The sequence below is a fragment of the Stenotrophomonas sp. T8 genome (assembly GCF_051853085.1).
GTDB classification, from domain to species: domain Bacteria; phylum Pseudomonadota; class Gammaproteobacteria; order Xanthomonadales; family Xanthomonadaceae; genus Stenotrophomonas; species Stenotrophomonas sepilia.
The window spans coordinates 2,411,855-2,435,064 of the sequence record NZ_CP195329.1 but is presented as its reverse complement, the minus strand read 5'-3'; the positions used below and the strand labels follow the sequence as shown (position 1 = coordinate 2,435,064).

Below are 23,210 nucleotides of genomic sequence, written 5' to 3'. Positions count from 1 at the left end.
GGGTGGGTGATGCGGAAGGGAATCCAGGGATGGCTGCGCCGCAGCGGCGCAACGATGGCACTGCTGCTGGCGGCCGTACCGGCGTTCAGTGCAGACACGGCGGCGCCTTCGCCGCTGACGCGTGAGCCGGTGGCCGGAGTTTCACTGGCCGAATGGACCGCCCGCTGGTGGCGCTGGGCCGACGCCCAGGGCGGCGCGCCCTATCTCGACCCGGATGGCCGTGTATGCGATGTGGGCCAGGAAGGCCCGGTCTGGAACCTGGCCGGCACCAATGGCCGTTTCCGGCCACATCGCGAATGCGTGGTGCCGGCGGGCAAGTACCTGTTGCTGCCGATCATCAACATGGCGCACTACCAGGTGGATGAGTCTGTGTCCTGCAAGGAGCTGCAGGCGGGGGCGGCGGTCAACAACGATTATCTGATCAGTGCAGTGGTGCTGCTGGATGGGCAACCCCTGGGCGACATGCGCATGCATCGGGTGCGCAGTGAAGGCTGCTTCCGCATGGATGCCGATGACGCAGACTCACGGCTGGCCGCCGCCGACGGCTACTGGGTGATGCTCAAGCCGTTGCCGCCGGGCCGGCATACCCTCAGCGTGGGTGCCAACTACGGCGTGCCGGAGGGCGGCGCGTACAGCCGCATGCGGCAGTCCTTCGAGTACGTGCTGCACGTGGGAGGGCGTACCCAGGTCGTATCGCGCGGACAGCACATGATGCCGGTGGCGGCTCCCTGAGGCTCAGGCGTCGTCCTGCTTCAACGCTGCGTCGGCGGCCAGCAGCGCTTCGGCGGCCGCACTGAGCGGCGGCGAGGGCGGGGCGACCACGCCGATCGCTTCCATCATCTTCGGCATGCCCAGGAACTTGCGCGCGCGACGGTCGTAGATGCCGGTGACCAGCAGCGCGCGCGTGGCGATCTTCTGCTCGGCACCGATCAGCACGCGCTGCTCCATGATGCCGCGCGAGCCGACCCAGCCCACCAGTCGTGTTTCCAGGGTGAAGCGCTGGAACGGCTTCAATTCGCGGCGGAACTGGATGGTGCCGGCGCCGACGATCGGCGCCCATTTCTCGCGCAGCGCCACCTGGCCCAGGCCCATGCGCAGGATCAGGTCCAGCCGGCCCAGGTCGAAGATGTTCCAGTAGCGGCCGTTGGTCATGTGCAGGTTGCTGTCCAGGTCGTTGGGCAGCACCCGGAACTGCAGCCGCGAGACGCCGAACGGGGCCTCCAGCTTCGGCCGGAACAGGCTGCACAGCAGCAGGTGGAGCAGACGGAACCAGAGATTCATGGCTATGACGACTGTTATAGAATCGCCGGTACGCTAATCTATGACGATTGTCTTAGCAAGGAGACCGCCGTGAGCCCGCGACCGTCCGATGCCCCACAGCGCGTGATCGATGCCGCGGCGCAGATGCTGGCGCGGGTAGGCCTCAATGCCACCAGCATCCGCGAAGTGACCAAGCTGGCCGAGGCGCCGTTGGGTTCCACCTACCATCACTTTCCCGGCGGCAAGCAGGAGCTGCTGGCGCGCGCTACCCACATGGCCGGCGACAAGGTGGAGGTGCTGCTGATGGAGCTGCTGAAGGATGGGGCGGTGCAGGGCCTGCAGCAGTTCCTGGCGATGTGGCGCGAGCGTCTGCTGCGCTCCGATTTCCGCGCCGGCTGCCCGGTGCTGGCCGCTGCCGTGGAGGAGCCGGTGGAGGCGACGCCCAGCCAACCCCGCGCGGCGGCGGCCGAGGTGTTCGCGCGCTGGCACGGCCATCTCGCCTCGGCGTTCGTCGCTGAAGGGCATGCCCCGGCAGCGGCGGGTGAACTGGCCAGCCTGGTGATCGCCAGCGTGGAAGGTGCGGTGGCGATGTGCCGCGCGCTGCAGGACATTGCCCCGTTCGACCGGGTGGCCGCGCAGTTGCTGAAGGCGGCCACGCGGCCTTGATCGGCCGGTGCGGGCAGGCCAGACTCGCCAGCAGCCCACGACTGGTGCCGCCATGGACGAATTGCACCATCGTCAGTTGATCGAGCACTACCTGCAGGCCTACAACCGCTTCGATATCGACGCCATGCTGGCCGTGCTGGCGCACAACGTACGCTTTGAGAATCACAGTGGCGGCCAGCTGACGATGGTCACCGAAGGCGTCGATGCCTTTGGCGAGCTGGCACGCCAGTCTGCGCGCCTGTTCCGGGAGCGCGAACAGCGCTTGCTGGCGCTGGTGTTCGATGGTGATCGGGCGACGGCGACGATTGGCTGGCGCGGCGTGTTCGCGCAGGATGTTCCCGATGGACCGCGTGCGGGCACTGAGCTGGAACTGCAGGGCCAGAGCGAGTTCGTGTTCGCGGGTGGCCGCATCGAACGGATCATTGATCGCAGCTGAGGATCGGCCGCTTGGAACCGCCGTCTGGACAGCGGAGCTGCCCGCGGTAGAATCCGCCCAACACCGCCTACGCGTGCCCGGCAAGGATGTCCGCATGCAGCATCAGGTTCCCGAGGTCCCTGGCCGCGATGCCTCCAGCCCCCTGGCGGCGGCATGAAGCGCTCGCGCCACTCTTCACGCAGCCCACTGACATTGCCGATGAACCGCGGCAGCGAAGTCGTGCGTGCGCGCAGGCACTTGCAGCAGCGCGGTTGGCCACGCCTGCAGATGGCGCTGATCGTCGCCCTGACCGGCGCTGCAGGTTTTCTTGCCTCGCACCTGCTGCGCCTGGCCGGTATCGACGCGATGTGGTTTCGCTACCCGATGGCCGTAGTGCTGGCCTACGGCGTGTTCCTGCTGCTGATGTGGATCTGGATCCGCTGGCGTTGGGACAACGTGCTGGATGGCCTGTCGCCGGATGTGGGCGGTGGCTGCCCATCCCCTCGCGGCAGTGCCGTGGAATCACCGTGGAGCGGCGCCGGCGGCCGTTCCGGCGGTGGCGGTGCGTCGGCCTCGTGGAACGGGCCGGCATCGGTGAGCAGTGGCGATGCCGGAGAGCTGCCGTTGACCGGGCTGGCTGAAGACGAAGCGGGCCTGCCGCTGCTGGCCATCCTCGGCATCGTCGCGCTGGTGGCGACCGTCCTGCTGGCCAGCGTATGGGTGGTGTGGTCGGCGCCGGTGCTGATGGCCGAACTGCTGGTGGACGCGGCCATCGCCGGCGGCCTGTACCGACGCATGCAGGGCATGCACGAGCAGGGATGGTGGCGGGTATGCGTGTCGCACACGGTCTGGCCGCTGATCGGCCTGTTGCTGTTCTTCGCGGTGCTGGGCTGGCTTGCTCAGGAACTCGTGCCAGGTGCAAGCCATCTGCTGCAGGTCATCCAGGGGCTGTAATGCGGTTGCTCCCTTCATATGGCCCGGTCCCGACCGGTTTTCAGCCGCAATGAACAGTGGGCTATGATCGCGGTCGCCGAGGATTCGTGTCCTGGCGGTTTCACCTATCGGGAGCTTGTCATACTGCTTCGGGAACCGGGGCGCTGGATGGCCGAACGCCCACTGAGACACACAACCACTGACGAGGAAGAGCGCATGGATGTCGCTGCACGCAGGAACAGGACGTTGTTTCGTTGGATCATGGTGACGCTGCTGGCGGTGTTGTTGCCGTTTGCAGCACTGGCGCAGCCGGCAGCCGGGCAGGGCGATGGCGCTGAAGCCGCCACTGCCGCGGAAGAGACGCAATGCCGTGCCTGCGCCTATGAGCGCATTGGACCGAAGGTCGATATCGGCCTGGTGGCACTGGTGTCGCTGTTGGTGGTGGGTCTGCTGGTAGCGGTGTCCCGCGAGTGGGGAACCACCTCGCAGCGCTGGACCTGCCGCACCCTGGCCCTGCTGTTGGTGGGCATCGGCCTGGCGTTGTTGTGGTGGGCTGGCAGCGTCGTCTACCTGGGCTACAACCCGTGGCAGGAGCCGCTCGCACCCGGCGGCGGCTCGCTCGGTTCGACGCTGCTGAGTACGTCGCCGAAGTGGCTGGCGGCACTGGTGCTGGTCGGCTTCGCGCCTTCCATCTGGAAGCGCAGCGAGCGCCTGCCGCCCTGGCGTATCGGCTGACCCTGGAACGACGGCGCCGGATCACACCCGGCGCCGCCTGCAGCAATCACTCAAAGCGCCAGCGCACGCCCGCGTAGACGCCGCGGCCTTCGCCCGGCGTCGAACGCGCGACATCCTTGCCGGCGTCGTCATAGCCCGGCGTGACGGTGGCGGCGTAGCGGCGATTGCCTAGGTTGCGCATCTCCGCCCAGGCCTGCCAGCGGCCACCGGGTGCGTCGTAGCCGATGCGGCTGCCGAAGATCACATGGCTGTCGGCCCAGTAGCTGTTGGCGTAGTCCACGGCGATGCGCGAGGCGTATTCGGTATTGAGCGCCGCGTACAGGCCGGATGCATGATCGAAACGCAGCTCGGCCTGGTAGGCGTGGCGCGGCAGGCCGGGCAGGCGGTTGCTGCCGAAACGTGCATCGTGGCGGTAGCGGAAATCGCTGAAGGTATACGCCTGGCGCAGCGACAGGCGGCCCGGTGCAGCCTGCCACAGCGTGCTGTCCAATCCGGCTTCGATACCGCGGTGCACGGTGGGGCTGGCATTGTTCTCGGCGATGAACAGGTTCGGCAGCGGTTGCAGTTCGACGCTCAGCAGTTCGTGGTTCACGTGGGCGTAGTAGCCGGTCAGTTCCCAGCGACCCAGCGCCGCGTCACCGCGCGCGCCCAGTTCCAGCGTGGTGGCGGTCTGGTTCTGCATCGGCACCGGCGCGCGCTGGCGGCCAGTGGATGGGCCATTGCCCGGCCCGAAGTACTGGTTCGAGCCCCAGATCATCGACCATGGGTGCGGTGCCTCCACCGAACGGCTGAGGTTGCCGAACCACTGGGTCTGCGCGCTGTGCTGCCAGGTAAAGCCCAGTCGCGGTGCGTAGTCCCAGTCGTGCTCGCGCAGGCGGCCGCCGCTGCTCGGCCAGGTCACCTGCACATCGCGACGGGTGTTGATCAGTGCCAGCCCAGCCTGCATGCGCAGGCGGTCATTGAAGGCGAGGGTGTTGCTGACGTGCAGCGTGCTGTCGGTGCCGTGGTGGCGGAAGTCACGCGTGCGCGTGCCGGCGGCATAGCCGTTGCTGGCAAAGCGCAGCGACTCGCGCACATCGGCGTCCAGGTCATGGGTGACGCGCAGGCCGACCGTGGTCTCGCTGTCCAGGCCGAACAGCCGGTGGCGGCGGCGGTAGTCCAGTGTGGCGTTGAGGTTGGCGTAGTCCAGCTGCTGGCGATACAGGCTCTCGTTCAAGTCCATCGGGTAGGTGTGGTAGACCAGCCCGGCCTGCAGCGACGAGTCCTCATCGATCTGCAGCGTGGTGACATTGCCCACCCAGGTGCTGCCCGGCTGCGGGCGGCGCGCATCGATGGCCAGGTTGGCCGCATTCGCGGCATGTGGATCGTTGCGGATCTGGTCGCGGGTCAAGCGACCGGGTGTTTCGTGATTGGTTTCGCGGTAGCGCACGAAGAAGCGCGTCTGCAGATCGGGCGTGATCTGCCAGCCGATGTTGGCCATCGCGCCCTTGCCGTCGCCGTGCGCATGGCGCTGGTAACCGTCGAACTCGGTATCGGTGTAGGCCAGGAAGTAGTCAACATCGCCGTTGACGCCGCCCCAGCTGAGGCCGCGCTTCTGGTAGCCACGGCTGCCGGCTTCGTAGTGCAGCTGCACGCCCGCCGAATCACGGCCGCTGCGGCTGACGTAGTCGATGGCACCGCCCAGCGCGAGCGCGCCGCGCTCGAAGCCGTTGGCGCCGCGCAGGACTTCCACGCGCGACAGCCACAGGGGTTCCAGCAGTTCGTAAGGCGTGCCACCCGGGCCGGTCAGTGGCAGGCCGTCGATCGATACCGCAATGCCTGAGGCATGCGCGCCCGGCCCGCGGTTGATGCCCGAGCCACGGATCGAGATCCTGGTGCCCTCGTTGCCCGGCGATTGCGCGCTGATGCCCGGCTGATAGGCCAGCACATCCGCACTGGTGGACAGTCGGCTGTCGGCCTTGGCCACGTCGATGACGTTGCTGGCGCCGGGTACGCGCTTCAGCGCCTCGCGCGCCTGCGCGCTGGCATCGCCAGCAGCGGTGACCTGCACCGCATCCAGCGTGGTGGCCTGCGGGGCTGCAGCGGCGGTGGAGGCGAGGCCAAGGGAAACGGCCAGGAACAGCAGCGAGGGGGTGGGGTGGTACGACGAGAGCGACATGCGGAAATGCTGTAAACCACCAAGGTGGCGCGCAGGTTAACAGGTCGGCGGCGACACGTCACCCACCGGCGGCGTATGGCCGCCCGCCGTGTTCCTGTAGAGCCGAGCCCGCGCTCGGCTAATCGCGTGCAGCGCGGGTTGTCTGCCATCGCGACGAAGAGCAGCCGAGCATGGGCTCGGCTCTACAGCAGGGTTTATGGCGAGGGTTTCGCCAGCGTCTTCAACTTTGCGTAGAGCTGATCAGCTGCTTCCTTCTCGCCCAATGCCGCATGACACTCGGCCAGGCTGTCCCACACATTGGCCGAATCCGGATACAGCTCGGTGTTGAGGGCGAATACCTTCAACGCCCTGCGTGCACCCAGGCTCTGGCGGATGGCATAGCCGCTGGCGTTGATCGCACGTTCCAGCTCGCTGCCCGTCACCCGGTTGTTATCGCGCAACCAGCTGCGTATCGCCTGGGCGGCGCCTGCATCATCATCCAGCGCATACGCAACCAGCCGCTCGGACAGCACCGCGTGCGGAAACTCCTGCGGCGCGGCCATCGCCATCGTGCTCTCCACCAAGGTACTGGACCAGACATTGCGGGCGCTGCCGCTGGTCAGGTACACGAACACCCAGTAGCCGTCGGCCAGCGTGCCCTTGTAGGCCAGCCGCGCACGTACACGGGTGCCGCCATCATGGCCGACCTGGGTATAGCCGTCGCTACGGGTGGTGTCCCAGCCAGTGGAGAAGAAATTGCTGCCGCCACCGCTCAGTTTCTGCGGCTGCCAGAACTTTTCCAGGGTCGCCGTGCGCACCAGCGTGCCGGTCGCCAGCGCCTGCAGGAAGCGGTTCATGTCGCCCACGGTGGTCTGCAGATCGGCATGGCCCCAGCCGTAGTCCGGCCAGGGATCTTCATTGGCAGGCTGCAGTTGGCCATCCTTGCCGATGTACGGCACCGCCGCGCGCCGGGCCGGCACGCTGGCAACGCCCCACGAGGTGCTGGCCATCTTCAATGGCTGCAGGATGCGTTCGCGCGCGATGGCCGGGTAGGGCTTGCGGTAGTGCGCTTCCAGCAACGCCGTCAGCACCAGGTAGTTGGCCTGGGTGTACTGCACGCGGCTGCCGGTGGCGAACTGCATCGGTGCAGCGCCGGCCACCTTCAGCGCAGTGCCAAGGTCAGGCGCTACACCGGGGTAGCCCGTGCTCACCCAGCGGTTATCCACCCGGTCGTAGTACTCGCCGATGCCGGAGCTGTGGTTGAGGAAATCACGCACGTGGATTGCCTGCCATGCTGCAGGCAGGTCCGGCACATAGCGGCTGGCCGGTGTATCCAGATCCACCTTGCTCTGATCGACCAGTTGCATCACCAGTGTGCTGGTCAGCAGCTTGGCCATCGACTGTGCGGCGAAGATGGAATCGACGGTGGCAGGTGTGTGCGTAGCGCGATCACATTCGCCGCTGGCGCCCTGGTACAGCACCTGGCCGTTGTGGGCGACCAGTACCGCCTGGCCGGCAATGCCGTAGCGCTCGCGGTTGACCTGCAGTTGGGCGTCGAGCTGGGTAGAGAGGCCGGCGGAGAGATCATTCGCTGATGCGGGCGGAGCAGCGAACAGGACGCAGAGCAATGCAGCAGCAAAGGTGCGGTACATCGCGGTGATCCATCAGCGGTGATGGCGCATGGTGGTCACGACGGAAGAGCGGGTCAAGGGCACCGATTCCCGCATCAGGGAGAGCCGGCCGCGGGCCGGCACCCCTGCGATCAGCCCAGGATCGCAGGCAGATCCAGTCCCTTTTCCTTCGCACAGTCGATCGCGATGTCATACCCCGCATCGGCGTGGCGCATCACGCCGGTGGCCGGGTCGTTCCACAGCACGCGGCCAATCCGCTTCGCCGCTGCCTCGGTACCGTCGCAGACGATCACCATGCCGGCATGCTGGGAGAAGCCCATGCCCACGCCGCCGCCATGGTGCAGCGAGACCCAGGTCGCGCCGCTGGCGGTGTTGAGCAGGGCGTTCAGCAGCGGCCAGTCGGACACCGCGTCGGAGCCATCGGCCATCGCTTCGGTTTCGCGGTTTGGCGAGGCCACGCTGCCGCTGTCCAGGTGGTCACGTCCGATCACCACCGGCGCCTTCAGTTCGCCGTTGGCGACCATCTCGTTGAACGCCAGTCCGAGTCGATCGCGATCACCCAGGCCGACCCAGCAGATGCGCGCCGGCAGGCCCTGGAACTTGATCTTCTCGGCAGCCATGTCCAGCCAGCGGTGCAGGTGCGGGTTGTCCGGAATCAGTTCCTTCACCTTGGCATCGGTCTTGGCGATGTCTTCCGGATCGCCGCTTAGTGCGGCCCAACGGAACGGGCCGATGCCGCGGCAGAACAGCGGGCGGATGTAGGCCGGCACGAACCCGGGGAAGTCGAACGCGTTCTCCACGCCTTCTTCCAGCGCCATCTGCCGCAGGTTGTTGCCGTAGTCCACGGTCGGTACGCCAAGTGCGTGGAAGCCGAGCATGGCGCGAATATGGTTGGCCATCGACGCGCGCGCAGCCTTTTCCACTTCCTTGGGGGCGGAAACACGCTTTTCGTCCCACTGCTCGACGGTCCAGCCCTGCGGCAAGTAGCCGTTTACCGGGTCGTGCGCGGAGGTCTGGTCGGTCAGCAGGTCCGGCTTCACGCCGCGCTTGAGCAGTTCGGCCAGCACGTTGGCGACGTTGCCGAGCAGGCCCACGGACTTCGGCGTACCGGCCTTGCACGATTCGTCGATCAGGCGCAGCGCTTCATCCAGATTGTCGGTCCAGGTGTCCAAGTAGCCGGTGCGCAGGCGCATGTCGATGCTGCTCTTGCGGCACTCCACGGCCAGGCAGGAGGCGCCCGCCATCACCGCGGCCAGCGGCTGTGCGCCGCCCATGCCGCCGAGGCCACCGGTGAACAGCCACTTGCCGGTCAGGTCACCACCGAAATGCTGGCGGCCCATTTCCACGAAGGTTTCGTAGGTGCCCTGCACGATGCCCTGCGCGCCGATGTAGATCCAGCTGCCTGCGGTCATCTGGCCGTACATGGCCAGGCCCTTCCTATCCAGCTCGTTGAAGTGGTCCCAGTTGGCCCAGCGCGGTACCAGGTTGGAATTGGCGATCAGCACGCGCGGCGCATCAGCGTGGGTGCGGAACACGCCCACCGGCTTGCCCGACTGCACCAGCAGGGTCTGGTCATCGTCCAGGCGCTTGAGCGTTTCGACGATGGCATCGAAGCTCTCCCAGTCGCGTGCGGCGCGGCCGATGCCGCCGTACACCACCAGTTCCTGCGGGCGCTCGGCCACATCGGGGTGCAGGTTGTTCATCAGCATGCGCAGCGGCGCTTCGGTCAGCCAGCTCTTGGCGTTCAGCGTGGTGCCGGTCGGCGCGGCGAGGGTGCGGGACGGGTCGTTGCGGGTCATGCGGCGCTCCGGTTCGTAGCGAATTCGAGGCAGGCGTTGAGCACCTGCGCCAGGGTGTGGCGCAGCGGTGCGGCGTGGTCGGGGTCGAGCGGGGTGGGCCAGCTGTGCTCGTCCACCTGATCTGGCAGGGGTTCGTGCATGTAGCCGCGGCAGGCCAGCTCCATCTGCAGGCTGTGCACACCGCCGGCGATGTTGCTGTAGTGGCGGGTGATCCAGCCACCTTTGAAGCGGCCGTTGCGCACCTGGCTCATGCCACTGATCTTCAGCAGGTTCTCCACCACGTCGCTCAACGCGTTGTCGCAGGACGTGTCCGGCGCGCCGGACGGGCCAGCGGTACCCAGGTTGAACTGCGGCAGTTCGCCGTCGAACAGGTGCGGAATATGTGAGCGGATCGAATGTGCGTCGTACACCACCACCGTGCCGAACTTCGCGCGCAGGCGAGTGATCTGCGCAGCCAGCGCATCGTGGTAAGGCAGGAAATAGGTGTCGCGGCGACGGGCGATTTCTGCATCATCCGGTTCGCGTCCGGCGTGGTACAGCGGCTGGTTGTCGAAGGTGGTCAGCGGGCACAGGCCGGTGGTGTTCTGGCCCGGGTACAGCGAGACCCCGCTGGGGTCTCGGTTGAGGTCGATCACCGAGCGCGAGATCGCCGAGCGCACCGTGGTCGCGCCCATGCCACGCACAAAGTCGTACAGCTCGTGCACCCACCAGTCGGCATCGCGACGGGCCAGCCACGGCGAGTGGTAGTCGCCGATCAGGTCGTGCGGCAGCTCGCTGCCGGTATGCGGGAAGCTGACGATGAGGGGGGCGTCGCCCTCGTGCACGGTCAGCCATTCGGGATGGGTATTCATGCCTGCGGCTCCACGGTTGGCAGCAGGTCGGTCAGGCCCTGCGCCAGCGCGCCACTGCGCACCAGATTCGTGGCGGTCACCATGTCCGGATGGAAGTAGCGGTCTTCTTCCAGCGTCGGCACCTGCGCACGCAGGGTGGCGCGCACGGTTTCCAGCGCGGCGCTGGAGCGCAGCGGGGCGTGGAAGTCGCAGCCCTGCGCAGCGGCCAGCAGCTCGATGCCGATCACGTTGGCGGCGTTCTCGGCCATCTGCATCAGCCGGCGCGCGCCATGCGCGGCCATCGACACATGGTCTTCCTGGTTGGCCGAGGTCGGGATCGAATCAACGCTGGCGGGGTAGGCGCGCTGCTTGTTCTCCGAGACCAGCGCGGCGGCGGTCACCTGCGGAATCATGAAGCCGGAATTCAGGCCGGGGCGCGGGGTCAGGAATGCAGGCAGGCCGGACAGCGCAGGGTCGACCAGCATCGCCAGGCGGCGCTCGCTGATCGAGCCGATCTCGCACACCGCCATCGCCAGCATGTCGGCCGCGAAGGCCACCGGCTCGGCGTGGAAGTTGCCACCGGACAACGCTTCGCCGGTATCCGTGAACACCAGCGGATTGTCGGACACCCCATTGGCTTCGATTTCCAGCGTGGTCGCAGCCTGGCGCAGGATGTCCAGCGCCGCGCCCATCACCTGCGGCTGGCAGCGCAGGCAGTACGGGTCCTGCACGCGCACGTCGTTGTCACGGTGCGATTCGCGGATCTCCGAGCCGTGCATCAGCGCGCGCAGCGTCGCGGCGGTGGCGATCTGTCCGCGCTGGCCGCGGATGGCGTGGATGCGCGGGTCGAACGGCGTGTCCGAGCCCTTGGCCGCTTCCACCGACAGCGCGCCGGCGACCAGTGCCGCCTGGAACACGGTCTCGATCTCGAACAGGCCGGCCAGCGCGTAGGCGGTGGAGAACTGGGTGCCATTGAGCAGCGCCAGGCCTTCCTTCGCTCCCAGTTCGATCGGCTGCAGGCCGGCACGTGCCAGTGCATCGACCGCCGGCAGGCGCTCGTCACCGATGAAGGCTTCACCGACGCCCAGCATCACGCTGGCCAGGTGCGAGAGCGGCGCCAGGTCACCCGAGGCACCCACCGAGCCTTGTGCCGGCACCACGGGCAATACGCCCTTGACCAGCATCCCTTCGAGCAGCAGCAGGGTTTCCTCGCGGATGCCCGATGCACCCTGCGCCAGGCTGACCAGCTTCAGCGCCATCATCAACCGCACCACGCTGGCCGGCATCGGCTCGCCCACGCCGGCGGCATGCGAGAGCACGATGTTCCGCTGCAGGGTGGCCAGGTCTTCGCGCTCGATGCGCACGCTGGCCAGCTTGCCGAAGCCGGTGTTGATGCCATACACCGGTGCGCCCTTGGCGACGATGGCGGCCACCGCCGCAGCGCTGGCGCGTACCACCGGCAGGGCGGCCGGGTCCAGTGCGAGCGGCGCACCGCGATAGACCTGCCGCCACTGGGCGAGAGTGACATGGCCGGGGCGAAGAACCAGGGTGTTGCTCATGTGTTGCTCCAGGAGGCAGGCAGGTCGGGCTGCCCGCGCACCACGCGCGCGTGCAGCGGGTTGAATCCAATGCGATAGACCAGGTCAGCGGGCGCATCGATGTCCCAGATCGCCAGGTCGCAGTCCATGCCCGCGGCCAGGCGACCGATGCGCTCGCCGTGGCCCAGTGCGCGCGCCGCTTCACGGGTGAAGCCGGCGATGCACTCATCCACGGTCAGGCGGAACAGGGTGGCGCCCATGTTCATCGCCAGCAGTGGGCTGGTCAGCGGCGAGGTGCCCGGGTTGCTGTCGGTGGCCAGCGCCAGTGGCACGCCGGCCGCACGCAGCGCGGCGATCGGCGGCAGGGTGGTATCGCGGGTGAAATAGAAAGCACCAGGCAGCAGCACGGCGACGGTACCGGCGGCGGCCATCGCGGCGATGCCGGCATCGTCCAGATGTTCGATATGGTCGGCCGACAGTGCACCGAAGCTGGCCGCCAGTTCGGCACCGTGCTGGTTGCTCAGCTGCTCGGCGTGGATCTTCACCGCCAGCCCGTTCGCGCGGGCGGCCTCGAACACCTGCCGCGCCTGCGCGGGCGAGAACGCGATGTTCTCGCAGAACACGTCCACCGCTTCGGCCAGGCCTTCGGCAGCAATGGCCGGAATCATTACCTCGCACACCTCGTCGACGTATTCCTGTGCCTCGCGGCCCGGCGGAGTCGCGTGTGCGCCGAGGAAGGTGGTCACCACGTTGACCCGGCATTCCTCGCCCAGTGCACTCGCCACCTGCAGCTGCTTGCGCTCGTCGGGCAGGGTGAGGCCGTAGCCGGACTTGATTTCGATCGTGGTCACGCCTTCGGCGCGCATCGCCAGCAGGCGCGGCCGGCTTTCGGCGGCCAGCTGTTCCGGGGTGGCAGCGCGGGTGGCGCGCACGGTGGAGACGATGCCGCCGCCGGCACGGGCGATCTCGGCATAGCTGACGCCCTGCAGGCGCTGCTCGAATTCGTTGGCGCGGTTGCCGGCGTAGACCAGGTGGGTGTGGCAGTCGATCAGGCCCGGCGAGATCCAGCGGCCTTCACCGTCGATGCGGGTGGTCGGCTGCAGGTGCGCATCGCTGCCGGCAGCGCCGACGTGGACGATGCGGCCCTCGGCGCAGGCCAGTACGCCATCGCGGATGACACCCAGGCCCTCGCCATCGAGGGTGATCAGGTGGACGTTGGACCAGAGGGTATCGGCGTGCATGGCATCCACAACGCGGCTGTGCTTATATGTCTATACAATATAGGTGTCCATTTCGGGTTGTCCAGCCATGTCCGATTCGCGTTCCCTGCTCAGTTTCCATGCTACCCACGCCCTGCTGGCCGAGGGCTGGGCCCGCGATGTCCGCCTGCAGGTGCGGGACGGCCGCATCACGGCAATCAGCAAGGGGCAGGCCGCGCAGGGCGGTGACACCCGCGTCGGCATCCTGGTGCCGGGCCTGCCCAACCTGCACAGCCACGCCTTCCAGCGCGGCATGGCCGGCCTGACCGAGATCGGCGGCGGTGACGGCGACAGCTTCTGGAGCTGGCGCGAGCTGATGTACCGCTTCCTGGCCCATCTGCGCCCGGATGCGGTGCAGGCCATCGCCGCCCAGGCCTACATGGAAATGCTGGAAAGCGGCTTCACCCGCGTCGGCGAATTCCATTACCTGCACCACGACGCCGAGGGCCATGCCTATGCCAACCGCGCCGAGATGAGCGCGCGGATTGCCGCTGCGGCCGATCAGACCGGCATCGGCCTGACCCTGCTGCCGGTGTTCTACGCGCATGCCGATTTCGGTGGCGCGCCGCCGAATCCGGCGCAGCGCCGCCTGATCCACGACGTGGACGGTTTCGCGCAGCTGCTGGACGCCGCCAAGCCGGCGTTGGCCGCGCTGCCCGATGCGGTGCTCGGCATTGCACCGCACAGCCTGCGTGCGGTCACCGGCGAGGAACTGGGCGCGTTGCTGCCGTTGACCGACGGCCCGGTGCACATCCATATCGCCGAGCAGGTGCGTGAAGTCGAGGCCTGCCTGGCCTGGAGCGGCCAGCGCCCGGTGCAGTGGCTGTACAACCACGCGCCGGTGGATGCGCGCTGGTGCCTGGTGCATGCCACCCACATCACCGATGACGAGCGCGCGGCCATCGTCGCCAGCCAGGCTGTGGCCGGCCTGTGCCCGATCACCGAAGCCAATCTGGGCGACGGCCTGTTCCCGATGCAGGCGTTCGCCCGCGAGGGCGGTCGCTTCGGTGTCGGCTCCGATTCCAATGTGCTGATCGATGCCGCCGAAGAACTGCGCCTGCTCGAATACGGCCAGCGGCTGACCTTGCGCGGGCGCAATGTACTGGCGCCGGATGCCAGCCGCAGCACCGGTCGTTTCCTGTTCGAAGGCGCACTGCGCGGTGGAGCGCAGGCGCTGGGCGTGGCCGCTGGCCTGCAGGTCGGTGCCAGTGCCGACCTGGTCGAACTGGACGCCGCGCACCCGGCGCTGCAGGCGCGACAGGATGACGCATGGCTTGACAGCTGGGTGTTCGCCGCACGTAATGGCGCGCTGCGATCGGTCTGGCGCCATGGCCGCCAGTGCGTGGCCGAGGGCCGCCACCTGCAGCGCGAGGCGATCACCACCGCCTTCGCCGCCGCCCTGCGCGGCGTGCTGGGCTGATCGCCTCCGCCACCGGGACCTCATTACGTGAAGGCAAGCAAGTCCGCCACGCTCAACCAGCGTATCCGCAGCGATCTGGAAAGCCGCATCCTCAGCGGAGAGTGGGCGCCGGGCTTCCGTATTCCGTACGAGCACGAGCTGATGGAGCAATACGGCTGCTCGCGGATGACGGTGAACAAGGTGCTGACCGCACTGGCCGAGAGCGGCATGATCGAGCGCCGCCGTCGCGCCGGTTCATTCGTGGCGCGTCAGCCGCCGCACCTGGAACAGGTGGCGCTGGAGATTCCCGATATCGCGATGGAGGTCGGTTCGCGCGGCCATCAGTACGCGTACCGCCTGCTGCAGCGCGAGCTGCGCCTGGCCGACACCGGCAATGCCGGTGAAGTGGAGCTGGCCGGCAGCGAGAAGCTGCTGGCGATGCGCTGCCTGCACCTGGCCGATGGCCGTCCGCTGGCGCTGGAGCATCGCCTGATCAGTCCGGTGGGCGTGCCCGAGGTACTGGAAGTCGATTTCAGTACCACCGCGCCGGGCAGCTGGCTGCTGCAGAACGTGTCCTGGACGCGCGCGCAGCATCGCATCAGTGCCTGGGGTGCGGATACCGCTAGCGCCAGGCTGCTGGAGGTGAAGCCGGGCACCGCATGCCTGGTGATCGAGCGCCTGACCTGGCGCGGTGAACAGCCGATCACCCGCGTGCGGCAGGTGTTCCTGGGGGATGCCTGGGACCTGGTTGCGCGCTTCGCGCCGGGCGCTCGCTAGGGATTCCATCCACGCATGGCGTGGATCTACTGGTCCGGTACGGCTGTCGTCTTGAACTCTGTTGGTGCGTGTGTACGATGTGTATCGTCCCTGCATGAAGAGCAGGGACCTCATCCGGGATCTGGAGGCGGCAGGTTGGACCTGTTGCAGGATTCGCGGATCCCATCATGTATTCGTGCACCCGCAGTGGCCTCACATCATCACCGTGCCTCACCCCAGAAAGGATCTGGGCAAGGGGCTGGTTCAGGCGTTGCGGAAGCTCGCAGGATTGACGTAGGAGGTCCCATGCGCTATCCAGTCTTGATTGAGGCCGGCGATGAACGCACCGCGTGGGGGGTCATCGTTCCCGATCTGCCGGGGTGCTTCTCGGCAGCCGACACGCTTGACGATGCACTCAGCGCGGCCGAGGAGTCTGCGCTTGCCTGGATCGATGCGGCCCTGGATGAGGGGCGCTCGATTCCCAGTCCTTCTGCGCCACAGAAGATCGTCGCCGAGGCTCCCAGTGGTACGGCCTGGATTCTTGCCTACATCTGCATTGATCCATCTCTGCTGGACGACACCATCGAGCGGGTCAACATCAGCCTGCCGCGTCGCATCCTGGCCAGGCTGGATGCGCAGGCCAGGGCGGCCGGCGAATCCCGCTCCAGTTACATCGCCCATCTCGCAGCATTGGGCTGAGCGGGCGCCTTGTAGAGCCCAGCCCATGGTCGGCTGCTGTTCGCGCGTTGCGCGATGAGTCGAGCGTGGCTCGACTCTGCAAAGGCATCCACGCATGGCGCGGGATTCAGTAGATCCACGCCATGCGTGGATGTTGCCCCATCAATACGTAGCGCACTGCCGCCAGCGTACGGGTTCATCCACGCCGGGGCGGGCGTTGAGCTGGATGCGCACGTTGCGCAGGGCAGGGTAGTGCAGCACTTCCTCACAGACCTGCGGCCAGACCTTTTCCAGTTCACCGGTGCGGTTGATCGCCAGCGTCTGCCGGGTCAGCCAGACACCGCTGGCGATGCCGGGCTTGCCGGCCAGGGCGCGGGCCAGATCGGCCTGGAAGCGCTCCAGCGTGGCCGCATCCGGATTGGGATTGCTGCGCGCGTCGGCCGCCGGGGCGACGGCAGCCGCGGGTGAAGGGGCGGCCGGGAGCACTGCCGCGGTGCCAGCAGGTTCCGCCGCAGGCGCGGTTGAAGGCGTCGCCACCACCGGTGCCGCAGCAACCGGCGCGGCCTCTTCCACACGCAGGCCCTGCAGGCCCAGGCCAACCAGCAGCCCCAGCGTTGCCGAACCCAGTGCGGCGATGGCGATGCGGCGCAGCGCTTCGTGCCGGGCGCTGGCGCGCACGCGTGCTTCGATGTCGCCGGGCAGGTAAGGCTGCAGCAATGGCCACAGGCGCGGGCCGTCCAGCACTTCAACCGCCTGCTTCTCGGCGGCGCTGCGGCCGCCGCGCTCGATGCGGCCTTCGGTCAGCAGCACGCCGCCCTTGGCGCCGGCCAGGCGCGCGGCCGCACCCAGCTCGTTTACTGCGGCGGTGCCGATGCGGTAGGCCAGGCCATGCTTGCACGACACCAGCCAGTGGTTGGGGCCATCGCTGAGCATGAAATCGCTGCTTGGCTCGCGGGCTTCTTCCGCCGGATCGATCAGCTCACGCAGGCCGCGCTGTTCGCGCAGCATGCGCTTGACCAGAACCGAGAATTCGCGCCAATGCATGCCCGCCAGGGCCTGCAGGCCGAGTTGCATCTCCTTCTGCCGCCGCTTGACCCACCACAGATAGACAACGGCCAGGGAACAGCTAAGCAGGGCCGACAGCAGGGCCAGGATCCAGGGGAGCATGCAGGAGTAGGGCGGAAGGGGCGAAAGCGGAGAACGACAGTGTAAAGGTCGCGGTGCCTGGCCGGGTCAGGATGTTCCTGACAGAAAGCGTGATGGAGCGCGCAGATCGGCGTACAGCGGGCACGAAAAACCCGCCAATCCTGAAGCCGTGAGGGGAGGGAACAAACGGCAGCCGAAGCGATTGGCGGGTTGCTCGCGATTGTCAATCAATTTTTATTGCGTTGCAACAATTGCGCTCAGGGCACGCTGTCCGGCGACTGATGGCTGCCCGGAGCAGGGGCGTCGGTGCCGGACGCGGCGCGGTTTTCCAGCTTGGCCAGGCGCGCGTGCAGGGCATCAATGCGGGCCTCCAGTGCGGTCACTTCGTCGGCGGTGGGTACATGGAGGCGCTTGAGTACGCCCTGCACCTGGTCATCGAAGGCCTTCTCCACCTTGTTCCAGGTGCCGGAGGCCTTCTCGCGGGCCTCGTCCAGCGAGGTCTCGACATTGTCACGCCAGCCCGGGCCCTGGTCGCCGTTACGTTCACGGCGGCGGGCTTCCCAGGCTTCGCCTTCCTTCACCAGGCCATCGAAGAAGCGGCTGCCCTCGGCCTGGGCGCGACCCAGCGCACCCAACCCGGCCAGCCAGACCTGCTGGGCCGAATCGCTCAGCTTGCGCGAGAAGCGCTCGGCCTGGTCACTGAAAGAGGCATCGTCGTTGCGGCGGTCGTCGTTCTCGTAGTGGTTCATCGCACTTCCCGTGGGAGTTGGGCCTGACCCCGAGAGTAGCGCGCACCGGCGTTGCACGGCCGTGACGGCCGCCGCCGGGGTTCAGCCCAGCTTTTCCTTCAGCACACGCTGGATCTCGCCTTCGACCATGCCCTTCATCGCCGACAGCAGGAAGCCCAGCTTGGCGGTTACGCGCACGGCACCCGGCTGCAGTTCGATCGCACCGTCCACGCCGCTGCCGGAGAAGTTCAGTACGTCGGCGGTCCAGGACGACTTCAGGCCAAAGCGCTCGGACAGCTTGGCAGCGACCTGTTCGATCGCGGCGCGCGCCTGTGCATCGGGCAGGGCGTGGGCGTGGCGGACATCGATGGTGGACATGCAGGCTCCTGGCGCAGGGTGGGGATGGTCGAAGAGGGCAAGCATTGTGCGCATCAAGGGCCGCCGCGCCAAGCACTCATCGTGGGTTCTTCTTCGTTGGCGACCAACCTGCTAGGCTGCGCCGCGTGCAGAACCTGCTTGTTCACTTCAGTCAACAACAACAGCCCGACCAGCCCTTGCGGCCCGGGGTGCAGCGCATCGTGCGCCAGGCCAACGGCAGCGTGCGGCTCGGAGATCCTGGCCACGGCGCACTGCTGCTGGCCCAGTTCTGCATGGATGATCGCGGCCTCTGGCTGCAGGTCGGCAACGGCATCCGCGGCGTCCACGTCAACGGTCGCCCGGTACGCCGGATGGCCCTGCTGCGTGCAGGCGATGCGGTGTATGTGGATGGCGTGGAGATGGTCCTGCAGGGCGAGGTCGAAAGCCTGCTGCAGGCGCCTGCGCCGAAAGCCGAAGATGGCAGCGACGAGCAGCAGCGGCTGCTGCGCGGTGTCGGCGGTCTCCATCATGGCCGCAGCTTCACCCTGTCGCGGGCCCGCCTGATCGGGCGTGGCAACGAGGCCGACATCGCCATCGATGACCCGGCTTTTGCCGAGCAGCATGCCCGCGTGGAAGTGCACGGCGAACGCGTGCTGCTGCGCGATCTCGGCAGTGCCGACGGCACCCGCGTCAATGGCGTGGCCGTGCGCCATTGCTGGCTGCAGGCCGGCGACCAGGTGGTGTTCGATGGCCAGCACCGTTTCGTGCTGGAAGTGCCGCATGATCCGCGCCGACGGTCGTTGCCGGTCGAGGACGAGTCGGGCGAGGACGTGGAACAGGCGCCGGTGCTGCCGGCCGCGCCGCGCAGGGTGCGGCGCTGGCCATGGCTGCTGGTCAGTGCGCTGCTGCTGGCCGCGCTGCTCAGCCTGCTGCTCTGGTTCGGCGCGCGCTGACGATGGTGCCGGCCGCTGGCCGGCAACCGCCGCCCCGAATCCGTTAGGTTGCCGGCCAGCGGCCGGCACTACCCGGTCGCGTTGCCGATGGATTCCAATGAAACCAAATTTCCCTTGCCGCACAAGGCCGCAAGGCTGGTGCACTGCGGCATACTAGGGGTCTTGCCCCACAGGTGTGACATGACGCGCGCGTTCAACTTCAGTGCCGGCCCTGCGACCTTGCCGGAATCGGTCCTGCGCCAGGCGCAGGCGGAAATGCTGGACTGGCACGGGTCCGGCGCTTCGATCGTGGAAATGAGCCATCGCGGCGCGGAATTCATGTCCGTGGCCGCCGAGGCCGAGGCCGACCTGCGTCGCCTGCTCGATATCCCCGAAGACTACGCGGTGCTGTTCCTGTCCGGTGGTGCCACCACCCAGCAGGCGTTGATCCCGCTGAACTTCGCCGCCCCCGGCCAGCGTGCCGACTACGTGGTCAGTGGCCACTGGGGCAAGACCGCGGTCAGGCAGGCCGGTGTCTACGTGGACGTCAACATCGCCGCCAGCAGCGAGGCCGATGGCTATCGCACGCTGCCGCCGCGCGCCGACTGGCAGCTGTCACCCGATGCCGCCTACGTGCACATCACCGCCAACGAGACCATCCACGGCGTCGAGTTCCGTGATGTGCCCGACACCGGCAACGTTCCGCTGATCGCCGACTTCAGCTCGTCCATCGCCAGCGAGCCGCTGGACGTGCGCCGCTACGGCGTGATCTATGCCGGCGCGCAGAAGAACCTGGGCCCGGTCGGCATCGCGGTGATGATCATCCGCCGCGACCTGCTCGAGCGCAGTGGCCAGCCGCGCGCGGACATCTTCGATTACCGCTCGCATGTCGCCCGCGATTCGATGCTCAATACCCCGCCAACCTGGAACTGGTACTTGGCCGGCCTGGTGTTCAAGTGGATGCTGGCCGAGGGCGGCGTGGCCGAGTTCGCCAGGCGCAATGCCGCCAAGGCCGCGCTGGTGTACGGCGCCATCGACGGTTCCGGCGGCTTCTACCGCAATGAGGTTGCACACGCGGCCCGTTCGCGGATGAACATCCCGTTCTTCCTGCCCGATGCCGATCTCGATGCCCGCTTCGTGGCCGAGGCCAAGGCCGCTGGCCTGCTGGCGCTGAAGGGGCACAAGGTCGTCGGTGGCATCCGTGCCTCGCTGTACAACGCCATGCCGCTGGCCGGGGCCGAGGCGCTGGTCGCCTTCATGGCCGATTTCCAGCAGCGTCACGGCTGAGCAATGAACGGCGCGCACCGTCGGGTGCGTTCCCCGCAACAAGGAATTCCGATGGCAAGCAGCAAATCCAGCAAGAAGGCGCCGAAGAAGGCCGAACCGGCCAAGGACAGCGTGCCCACCAAGGCGAAGGGCAAGGCCAAGGCCACCTCGAACCCGGCACCCACCCTGGCGCCGCTGGCGCTGGCCGATGTGCGCTCGAAGATCGACCAGATCGACCGCGACATCCAGAGCCTGATCGCCGAGCGCGCGCGCTTCGCCCACCAGGTCGGCAAGGCCAAGGGCAAGCTCGCCGCCGCCGTCGACTACTACCGCCCCGAGCGCGAAGCGCAGGTGCTGCGCATGGTGGTGGACCGCAACGAAGGCCCGCTCAGCGATGAACTGCTGGTGCACGTCTACCGCGAGATCATGTCGGCCTGCCTGGCCCAGCAGGAGCCGCTGAAGATCGGCTACCTCGGCCCGGAAGGTACTTTCAGCCAGCAGGCCGTGCTCAAGCACTTCGGCCGCTCCGCGCTGGGCCTGCCGATGGCCAGCATCGAAGAGGTGTTCCAGGAAGTGGAAGCGGGCAACGCCGATTTCGGCGTGGTGCCGGTGGAGAATTCGGGGCAGGGCACCATCCAGATCACCCTGGACATGTTCCTGACCTCCAACCTGAAGATCTGCGGCGAAGTGGAACTGCGCGTGCAGCAGTACCTGATGTCGCGCAGCGGCCGCATCGAGGACATCGAGCGCATCTACGCGCACCCGCAGTCGTTCATGCAGACCTCGGCGTGGCTGCGCGCCAATCTGCCGAAGGCCGAGAAGATTCCGGTGTCGAGCAACGCCGAAGGCGCGCGCCGTGCGCGCAACGCCGACGACGCGGCGGCCATCGGCGGCGAGAGTGCCGGCCACGTATACGGCCTGAAGAAGGTGGTCACCAAGCCGATCCAGAACGATGCCGACAACACCACCCGCTTCCTGGTGGTGGGCCGCAACATTTTCCCGACCTCCGGCCACGACCGCACCTCGGTGCTGGTGTTCATCCATGACAAGCCCGGTGCGCTGTTCGACGTGCTCAGCCCGTTCGCCCGCCATGGCATCAGCATGAACCGCATCGAGTCGCGGCCGTCACACCACGGCAAGTGGGAGTACGGTTTCTTCATCGACCTGGCCGGCCACATCGACGACGCGCCGATGCAGGCCGCGCTGGCCGAACTGGAAGCGCACTCGGCGCAGATCAAGGTGCTGGGCTCCTATCCGGTGGCCGTGCCCTGAGTGCTGCTGCGGCGGCAACAGCCGCCGCTCCCTGATGCATCGCCGGCGCTGCCGGTGTTTACGGAATGATCGAACGATGAGCAACGCGCAACACTGGATAGCCCGCAAGGGCCAGCCGCTGCAGGGCAGCCTGACCATTCCCGGCGACAAGTCGGTCTCGCACCGCTCGGTGATGTTTGCCGCGCTGGCCGATGGCACCTCGCACATCGAAGGCTTCCTGGAAGGCGAGGACACCCGCGCGACCGCGCGCATCTTCAGCCAGCTGGGGGTGCGCATCGAAACGCCCAGCCCGTCGCAGCGCGTCGTGCACGGTGTCGGCATCGATGGCCTGAAGGCGCCGGATGCACCGCTGGATTGCGGCAATGCCGGTACCGGCATGCGCCTGCTGGCCGGCCTGTTGGCGGGCCAGTCGTTCGACTGCACGCTGATCGGCGATGAATCGCTGTCCGGCCGCCCGATGCGCCGCGTCACTGGCCCGCTGTCGCAGATGGGCGCAAGGATCGACACCCAGGACGACGGCACACCGCCGCTGCACGTGCATGGTGGCCAAGCGCTGCACGGCATCGATTTCGCCTCGCCGGTGGCCAGTGCGCAGGTCAAGTCGGCGGTGCTGCTGGCCGGGCTGTATGCGCAGGGCGAAACCTGCGTGACCGAACCGCACCCGACCCGCGACTACACCGAGCGCATGTTGTCCGCGTTCGGCGTGGACATCGCGTTTTCGCCGGGCAAGGCCCGCCTGCGCGGTGGCCAGCGCCTGCGCGCCACGGATATCGTGGTGCCCGCCGATTTCTCTTCGGCCGCGTTCTACCTGGTCGCCGCCAGCATCATTCCCGGTTCCGAGCTGCGCCTGAAGCAGGTCGGCCTGAATCCGCGCCGCACCGGCCTGTTGCATGCGCTGCGCCTGATGGGTGCGGACATCACCGAAGAGAACCCGGCAGAACAGGGCGGTGAACCGGTGGCCGACCTGGTGGTGCGCTACGCCCCGCTGAAGGGCGCACGCATTCCGGAAGAACTGGTGCCGGACATGATCGACGAGTTCCCGGCGCTGTTCGTGGCGGCAGCTGCTGCAGAAGGCCAGACCGTGGTGACCGGCGCCGCCGAGCTGCGGGTGAAGGAATCCGATCGTCTCGCAGCGATGGCCACCGGCCTGCGCGCGCTGGGCATGCAGGTGGACGAAACTGAAGACGGTGCCACCCTGCACGGGGGCGTGCGCCTGGGCAGCGGCACCATCGAAAGCCACGGCGACCACCGCATCGCTATGGCGTTCGCCATTGCCGGCCAGATCAGTAACGGCGAAGTGCGCATCAACGACATCGCCAATGTCGCCACGTCCTTCCCGGACTTCGACGGCCTGGCGCGCAGCGCCGGCTTCAACCTGGCCTGACCGGCGGATCAGGTTTTCCGGTAGGTGCCAACCATGGTTGGCACGCGCCCCCTGTCCGGTAGGTGCCAACCTCGGTCGGCACGCTCACA

Annotated in this window: 23 protein-coding genes; 13 read left to right on the top strand and 10 right to left on the bottom strand. The window is 67.5% G+C overall.

Going from position 1 to position 23,210, the window contains the following annotated elements; genetic code table 11:
* Positions 1-9 precede the first annotated feature (9 nt).
* On the top strand, positions 10-732 hold the full coding sequence (locus ACSDHM_RS11470; protein WP_245885050.1) for a hypothetical protein: 723 nt from the start codon (positions 10-12) through the stop codon (positions 730-732).
* Between the two features lie 3 nt (positions 733-735).
* On the opposite strand, the gene ACSDHM_RS11465 is transcribed toward ACSDHM_RS11470, so the two are convergent.
* Positions 736-1,281: a thioesterase family protein gene (locus ACSDHM_RS11465; protein ID WP_088497069.1), complete on the bottom strand. Its 546-nt coding sequence runs from the start codon at positions 1,279-1,281 to the stop codon at positions 736-738.
* A gap of 69 nt (positions 1,282-1,350) precedes the next feature.
* On the opposite strand from ACSDHM_RS11465, the gene ACSDHM_RS11460 reads away from it, so the two are divergent.
* From ACSDHM_RS11460 to ACSDHM_RS11445, 4 genes are all read left to right on the top strand, one after another.
* A complete protein-coding gene (locus ACSDHM_RS11460) occupies positions 1,351-1,926 on the top strand; it encodes a TetR/AcrR family transcriptional regulator (RefSeq protein ID WP_439426282.1) in 576 nt (191 codons plus the stop codon).
* 52 nt (positions 1,927-1,978) lie between these two features.
* Complete coding sequence (locus ACSDHM_RS11455) at positions 1,979-2,362, top strand: nuclear transport factor 2 family protein (protein WP_134970697.1); 384 nt, start codon at positions 1,979-1,981, stop codon at positions 2,360-2,362.
* Between the two features lie 153 nt (positions 2,363-2,515).
* Complete coding sequence (locus ACSDHM_RS11450) at positions 2,516-3,295, top strand: hypothetical protein (RefSeq protein ID WP_353762244.1); 780 nt, start codon at positions 2,516-2,518, stop codon at positions 3,293-3,295.
* 195 nt (positions 3,296-3,490) lie between these two features.
* Positions 3,491-4,009: a hypothetical protein gene (locus ACSDHM_RS11445; RefSeq protein WP_053497341.1), complete on the top strand. Its 519-nt coding sequence runs from the start codon at positions 3,491-3,493 to the stop codon at positions 4,007-4,009.
* A gap of 46 nt (positions 4,010-4,055) precedes the next feature.
* Here the strand turns inward: ACSDHM_RS11445 and ACSDHM_RS11440 are convergent, their stop codons facing one another.
* The 6 genes from ACSDHM_RS11440 to hutI all read right to left on the bottom strand — a co-directional run bounded on the left by ACSDHM_RS11440 (position 4,056) and on the right by hutI (position 13,185).
* A complete protein-coding gene (locus ACSDHM_RS11440) occupies positions 4,056-6,167 on the bottom strand; it encodes a TonB-dependent receptor family protein (protein ID WP_439426281.1) in 2,112 nt (703 codons plus the stop codon).
* A 194-nt stretch (positions 6,168-6,361) separates the two neighbouring features.
* On the bottom strand, positions 6,362-7,798 hold the full coding sequence (locus tag ACSDHM_RS11435) for a serine hydrolase domain-containing protein (RefSeq protein WP_072168124.1): 1,437 nt from the start codon (positions 7,796-7,798) through the stop codon (positions 6,362-6,364).
* Positions 7,799-7,908: 110 nt separating this feature from the next.
* A complete protein-coding gene (gene hutU, locus ACSDHM_RS11430) occupies positions 7,909-9,576 on the bottom strand; it encodes a urocanate hydratase (RefSeq protein ID WP_439426280.1) in 1,668 nt (555 codons plus the stop codon).
* Positions 9,573-10,427: an N-formylglutamate deformylase gene (hutG, locus tag ACSDHM_RS11425; protein WP_072168122.1), complete on the bottom strand. Its 855-nt coding sequence runs from the start codon at positions 10,425-10,427 to the stop codon at positions 9,573-9,575. Before hutG ends, hutU begins: the two co-directional genes overlap by 4 nt.
* Positions 10,424-11,965: a histidine ammonia-lyase gene (gene hutH, locus ACSDHM_RS11420; RefSeq protein ID WP_072168121.1), complete on the bottom strand. Its 1,542-nt coding sequence runs from the start codon at positions 11,963-11,965 to the stop codon at positions 10,424-10,426. Before hutH ends, hutG begins: the two co-directional genes overlap by 4 nt.
* Complete coding sequence (gene hutI / locus ACSDHM_RS11415) at positions 11,962-13,185, bottom strand: imidazolonepropionase (protein ID WP_439426279.1); 1,224 nt, start codon at positions 13,183-13,185, stop codon at positions 11,962-11,964. Before hutI ends, hutH begins: the two co-directional genes overlap by 4 nt.
* A 67-nt stretch (positions 13,186-13,252) precedes the next feature.
* Here hutI and ACSDHM_RS11410 point away from each other — a divergent pair, with 67 nt between their 5' ends.
* From ACSDHM_RS11410 to ACSDHM_RS11395, 4 genes are all read left to right on the top strand, one after another.
* Entirely contained in the window at positions 13,253-14,623 is a 1,371-nt protein-coding gene (locus ACSDHM_RS11410) for a formimidoylglutamate deiminase (RefSeq protein WP_438914490.1), read from the top strand.
* A gap of 27 nt (positions 14,624-14,650) precedes the next feature.
* Positions 14,651-15,379 (top strand): histidine utilization repressor, encoded by a 729-nt coding sequence (gene hutC, locus ACSDHM_RS11405; protein WP_188240840.1) that lies wholly within the window; start codon positions 14,651-14,653, stop codon positions 15,377-15,379.
* 94 nt (positions 15,380-15,473) lie between these two features.
* On the top strand, positions 15,474-15,656 hold the full coding sequence (locus ACSDHM_RS11400; RefSeq protein WP_072168179.1) for a type II toxin-antitoxin system HicA family toxin: 183 nt from the start codon (positions 15,474-15,476) through the stop codon (positions 15,654-15,656).
* Between the two features lie 8 nt (positions 15,657-15,664).
* Positions 15,665-16,057, top strand: a complete 393-nt coding sequence (locus ACSDHM_RS11395) for a type II toxin-antitoxin system HicB family antitoxin (RefSeq protein WP_005417308.1) — start codon at positions 15,665-15,667, stop codon at positions 16,055-16,057.
* 141 nt (positions 16,058-16,198) lie between these two features.
* On the opposite strand, the gene ACSDHM_RS11390 is transcribed toward ACSDHM_RS11395, so the two are convergent.
* The 3 genes from ACSDHM_RS11390 to ACSDHM_RS11380 all read right to left on the bottom strand — a co-directional run bounded on the left by ACSDHM_RS11390 (position 16,199) and on the right by ACSDHM_RS11380 (position 18,288).
* A complete protein-coding gene (locus ACSDHM_RS11390; RefSeq protein ID WP_180883917.1) occupies positions 16,199-17,203 on the bottom strand; it encodes a restriction endonuclease in 1,005 nt (334 codons plus the stop codon).
* 236 nt (positions 17,204-17,439) lie between these two features.
* Positions 17,440-17,931 carry a phasin family protein gene (locus tag ACSDHM_RS11385; RefSeq protein ID WP_005417304.1) on the bottom strand — a complete coding sequence of 164 codons (492 nt, stop codon included), beginning with the start codon at positions 17,929-17,931 and terminating at the stop codon, positions 17,440-17,442.
* 81 nt (positions 17,932-18,012) lie between these two features.
* The gene (locus tag ACSDHM_RS11380) at positions 18,013-18,288 is read right to left on the bottom strand and encodes a polyhydroxyalkanoic acid system family protein (RefSeq protein WP_005417302.1); all 276 of its coding nucleotides are present in this window, start codon (positions 18,286-18,288) and stop codon (positions 18,013-18,015) included.
* Between the two features lie 125 nt (positions 18,289-18,413).
* Between ACSDHM_RS11380 and ACSDHM_RS11375 the strand changes: the two genes are divergently transcribed.
* The 4 genes from ACSDHM_RS11375 (at position 18,414) to aroA (ending at position 23,121) form a co-directional block, all read left to right on the top strand.
* Positions 18,414-19,220, top strand: coding sequence for an FHA domain-containing protein (locus tag ACSDHM_RS11375; protein ID WP_032954286.1), 807 nt, complete (start codon positions 18,414-18,416; stop codon positions 19,218-19,220).
* 180 nt (positions 19,221-19,400) lie between these two features.
* Complete coding sequence (gene serC, locus ACSDHM_RS11370) at positions 19,401-20,486, top strand: 3-phosphoserine/phosphohydroxythreonine transaminase (RefSeq protein ID WP_005417298.1); 1,086 nt, start codon at positions 19,401-19,403, stop codon at positions 20,484-20,486.
* Between the two features lie 51 nt (positions 20,487-20,537).
* Positions 20,538-21,737, top strand: a complete 1,200-nt coding sequence (pheA, locus tag ACSDHM_RS11365; protein WP_005417297.1) for a prephenate dehydratase — start codon at positions 20,538-20,540, stop codon at positions 21,735-21,737.
* A 76-nt stretch (positions 21,738-21,813) separates the two neighbouring features.
* Entirely contained in the window at positions 21,814-23,121 is a 1,308-nt protein-coding gene (aroA, locus tag ACSDHM_RS11360; RefSeq protein WP_072168115.1) for a 3-phosphoshikimate 1-carboxyvinyltransferase, read from the top strand.
* Positions 23,122-23,210 lie beyond the last annotated feature (89 nt).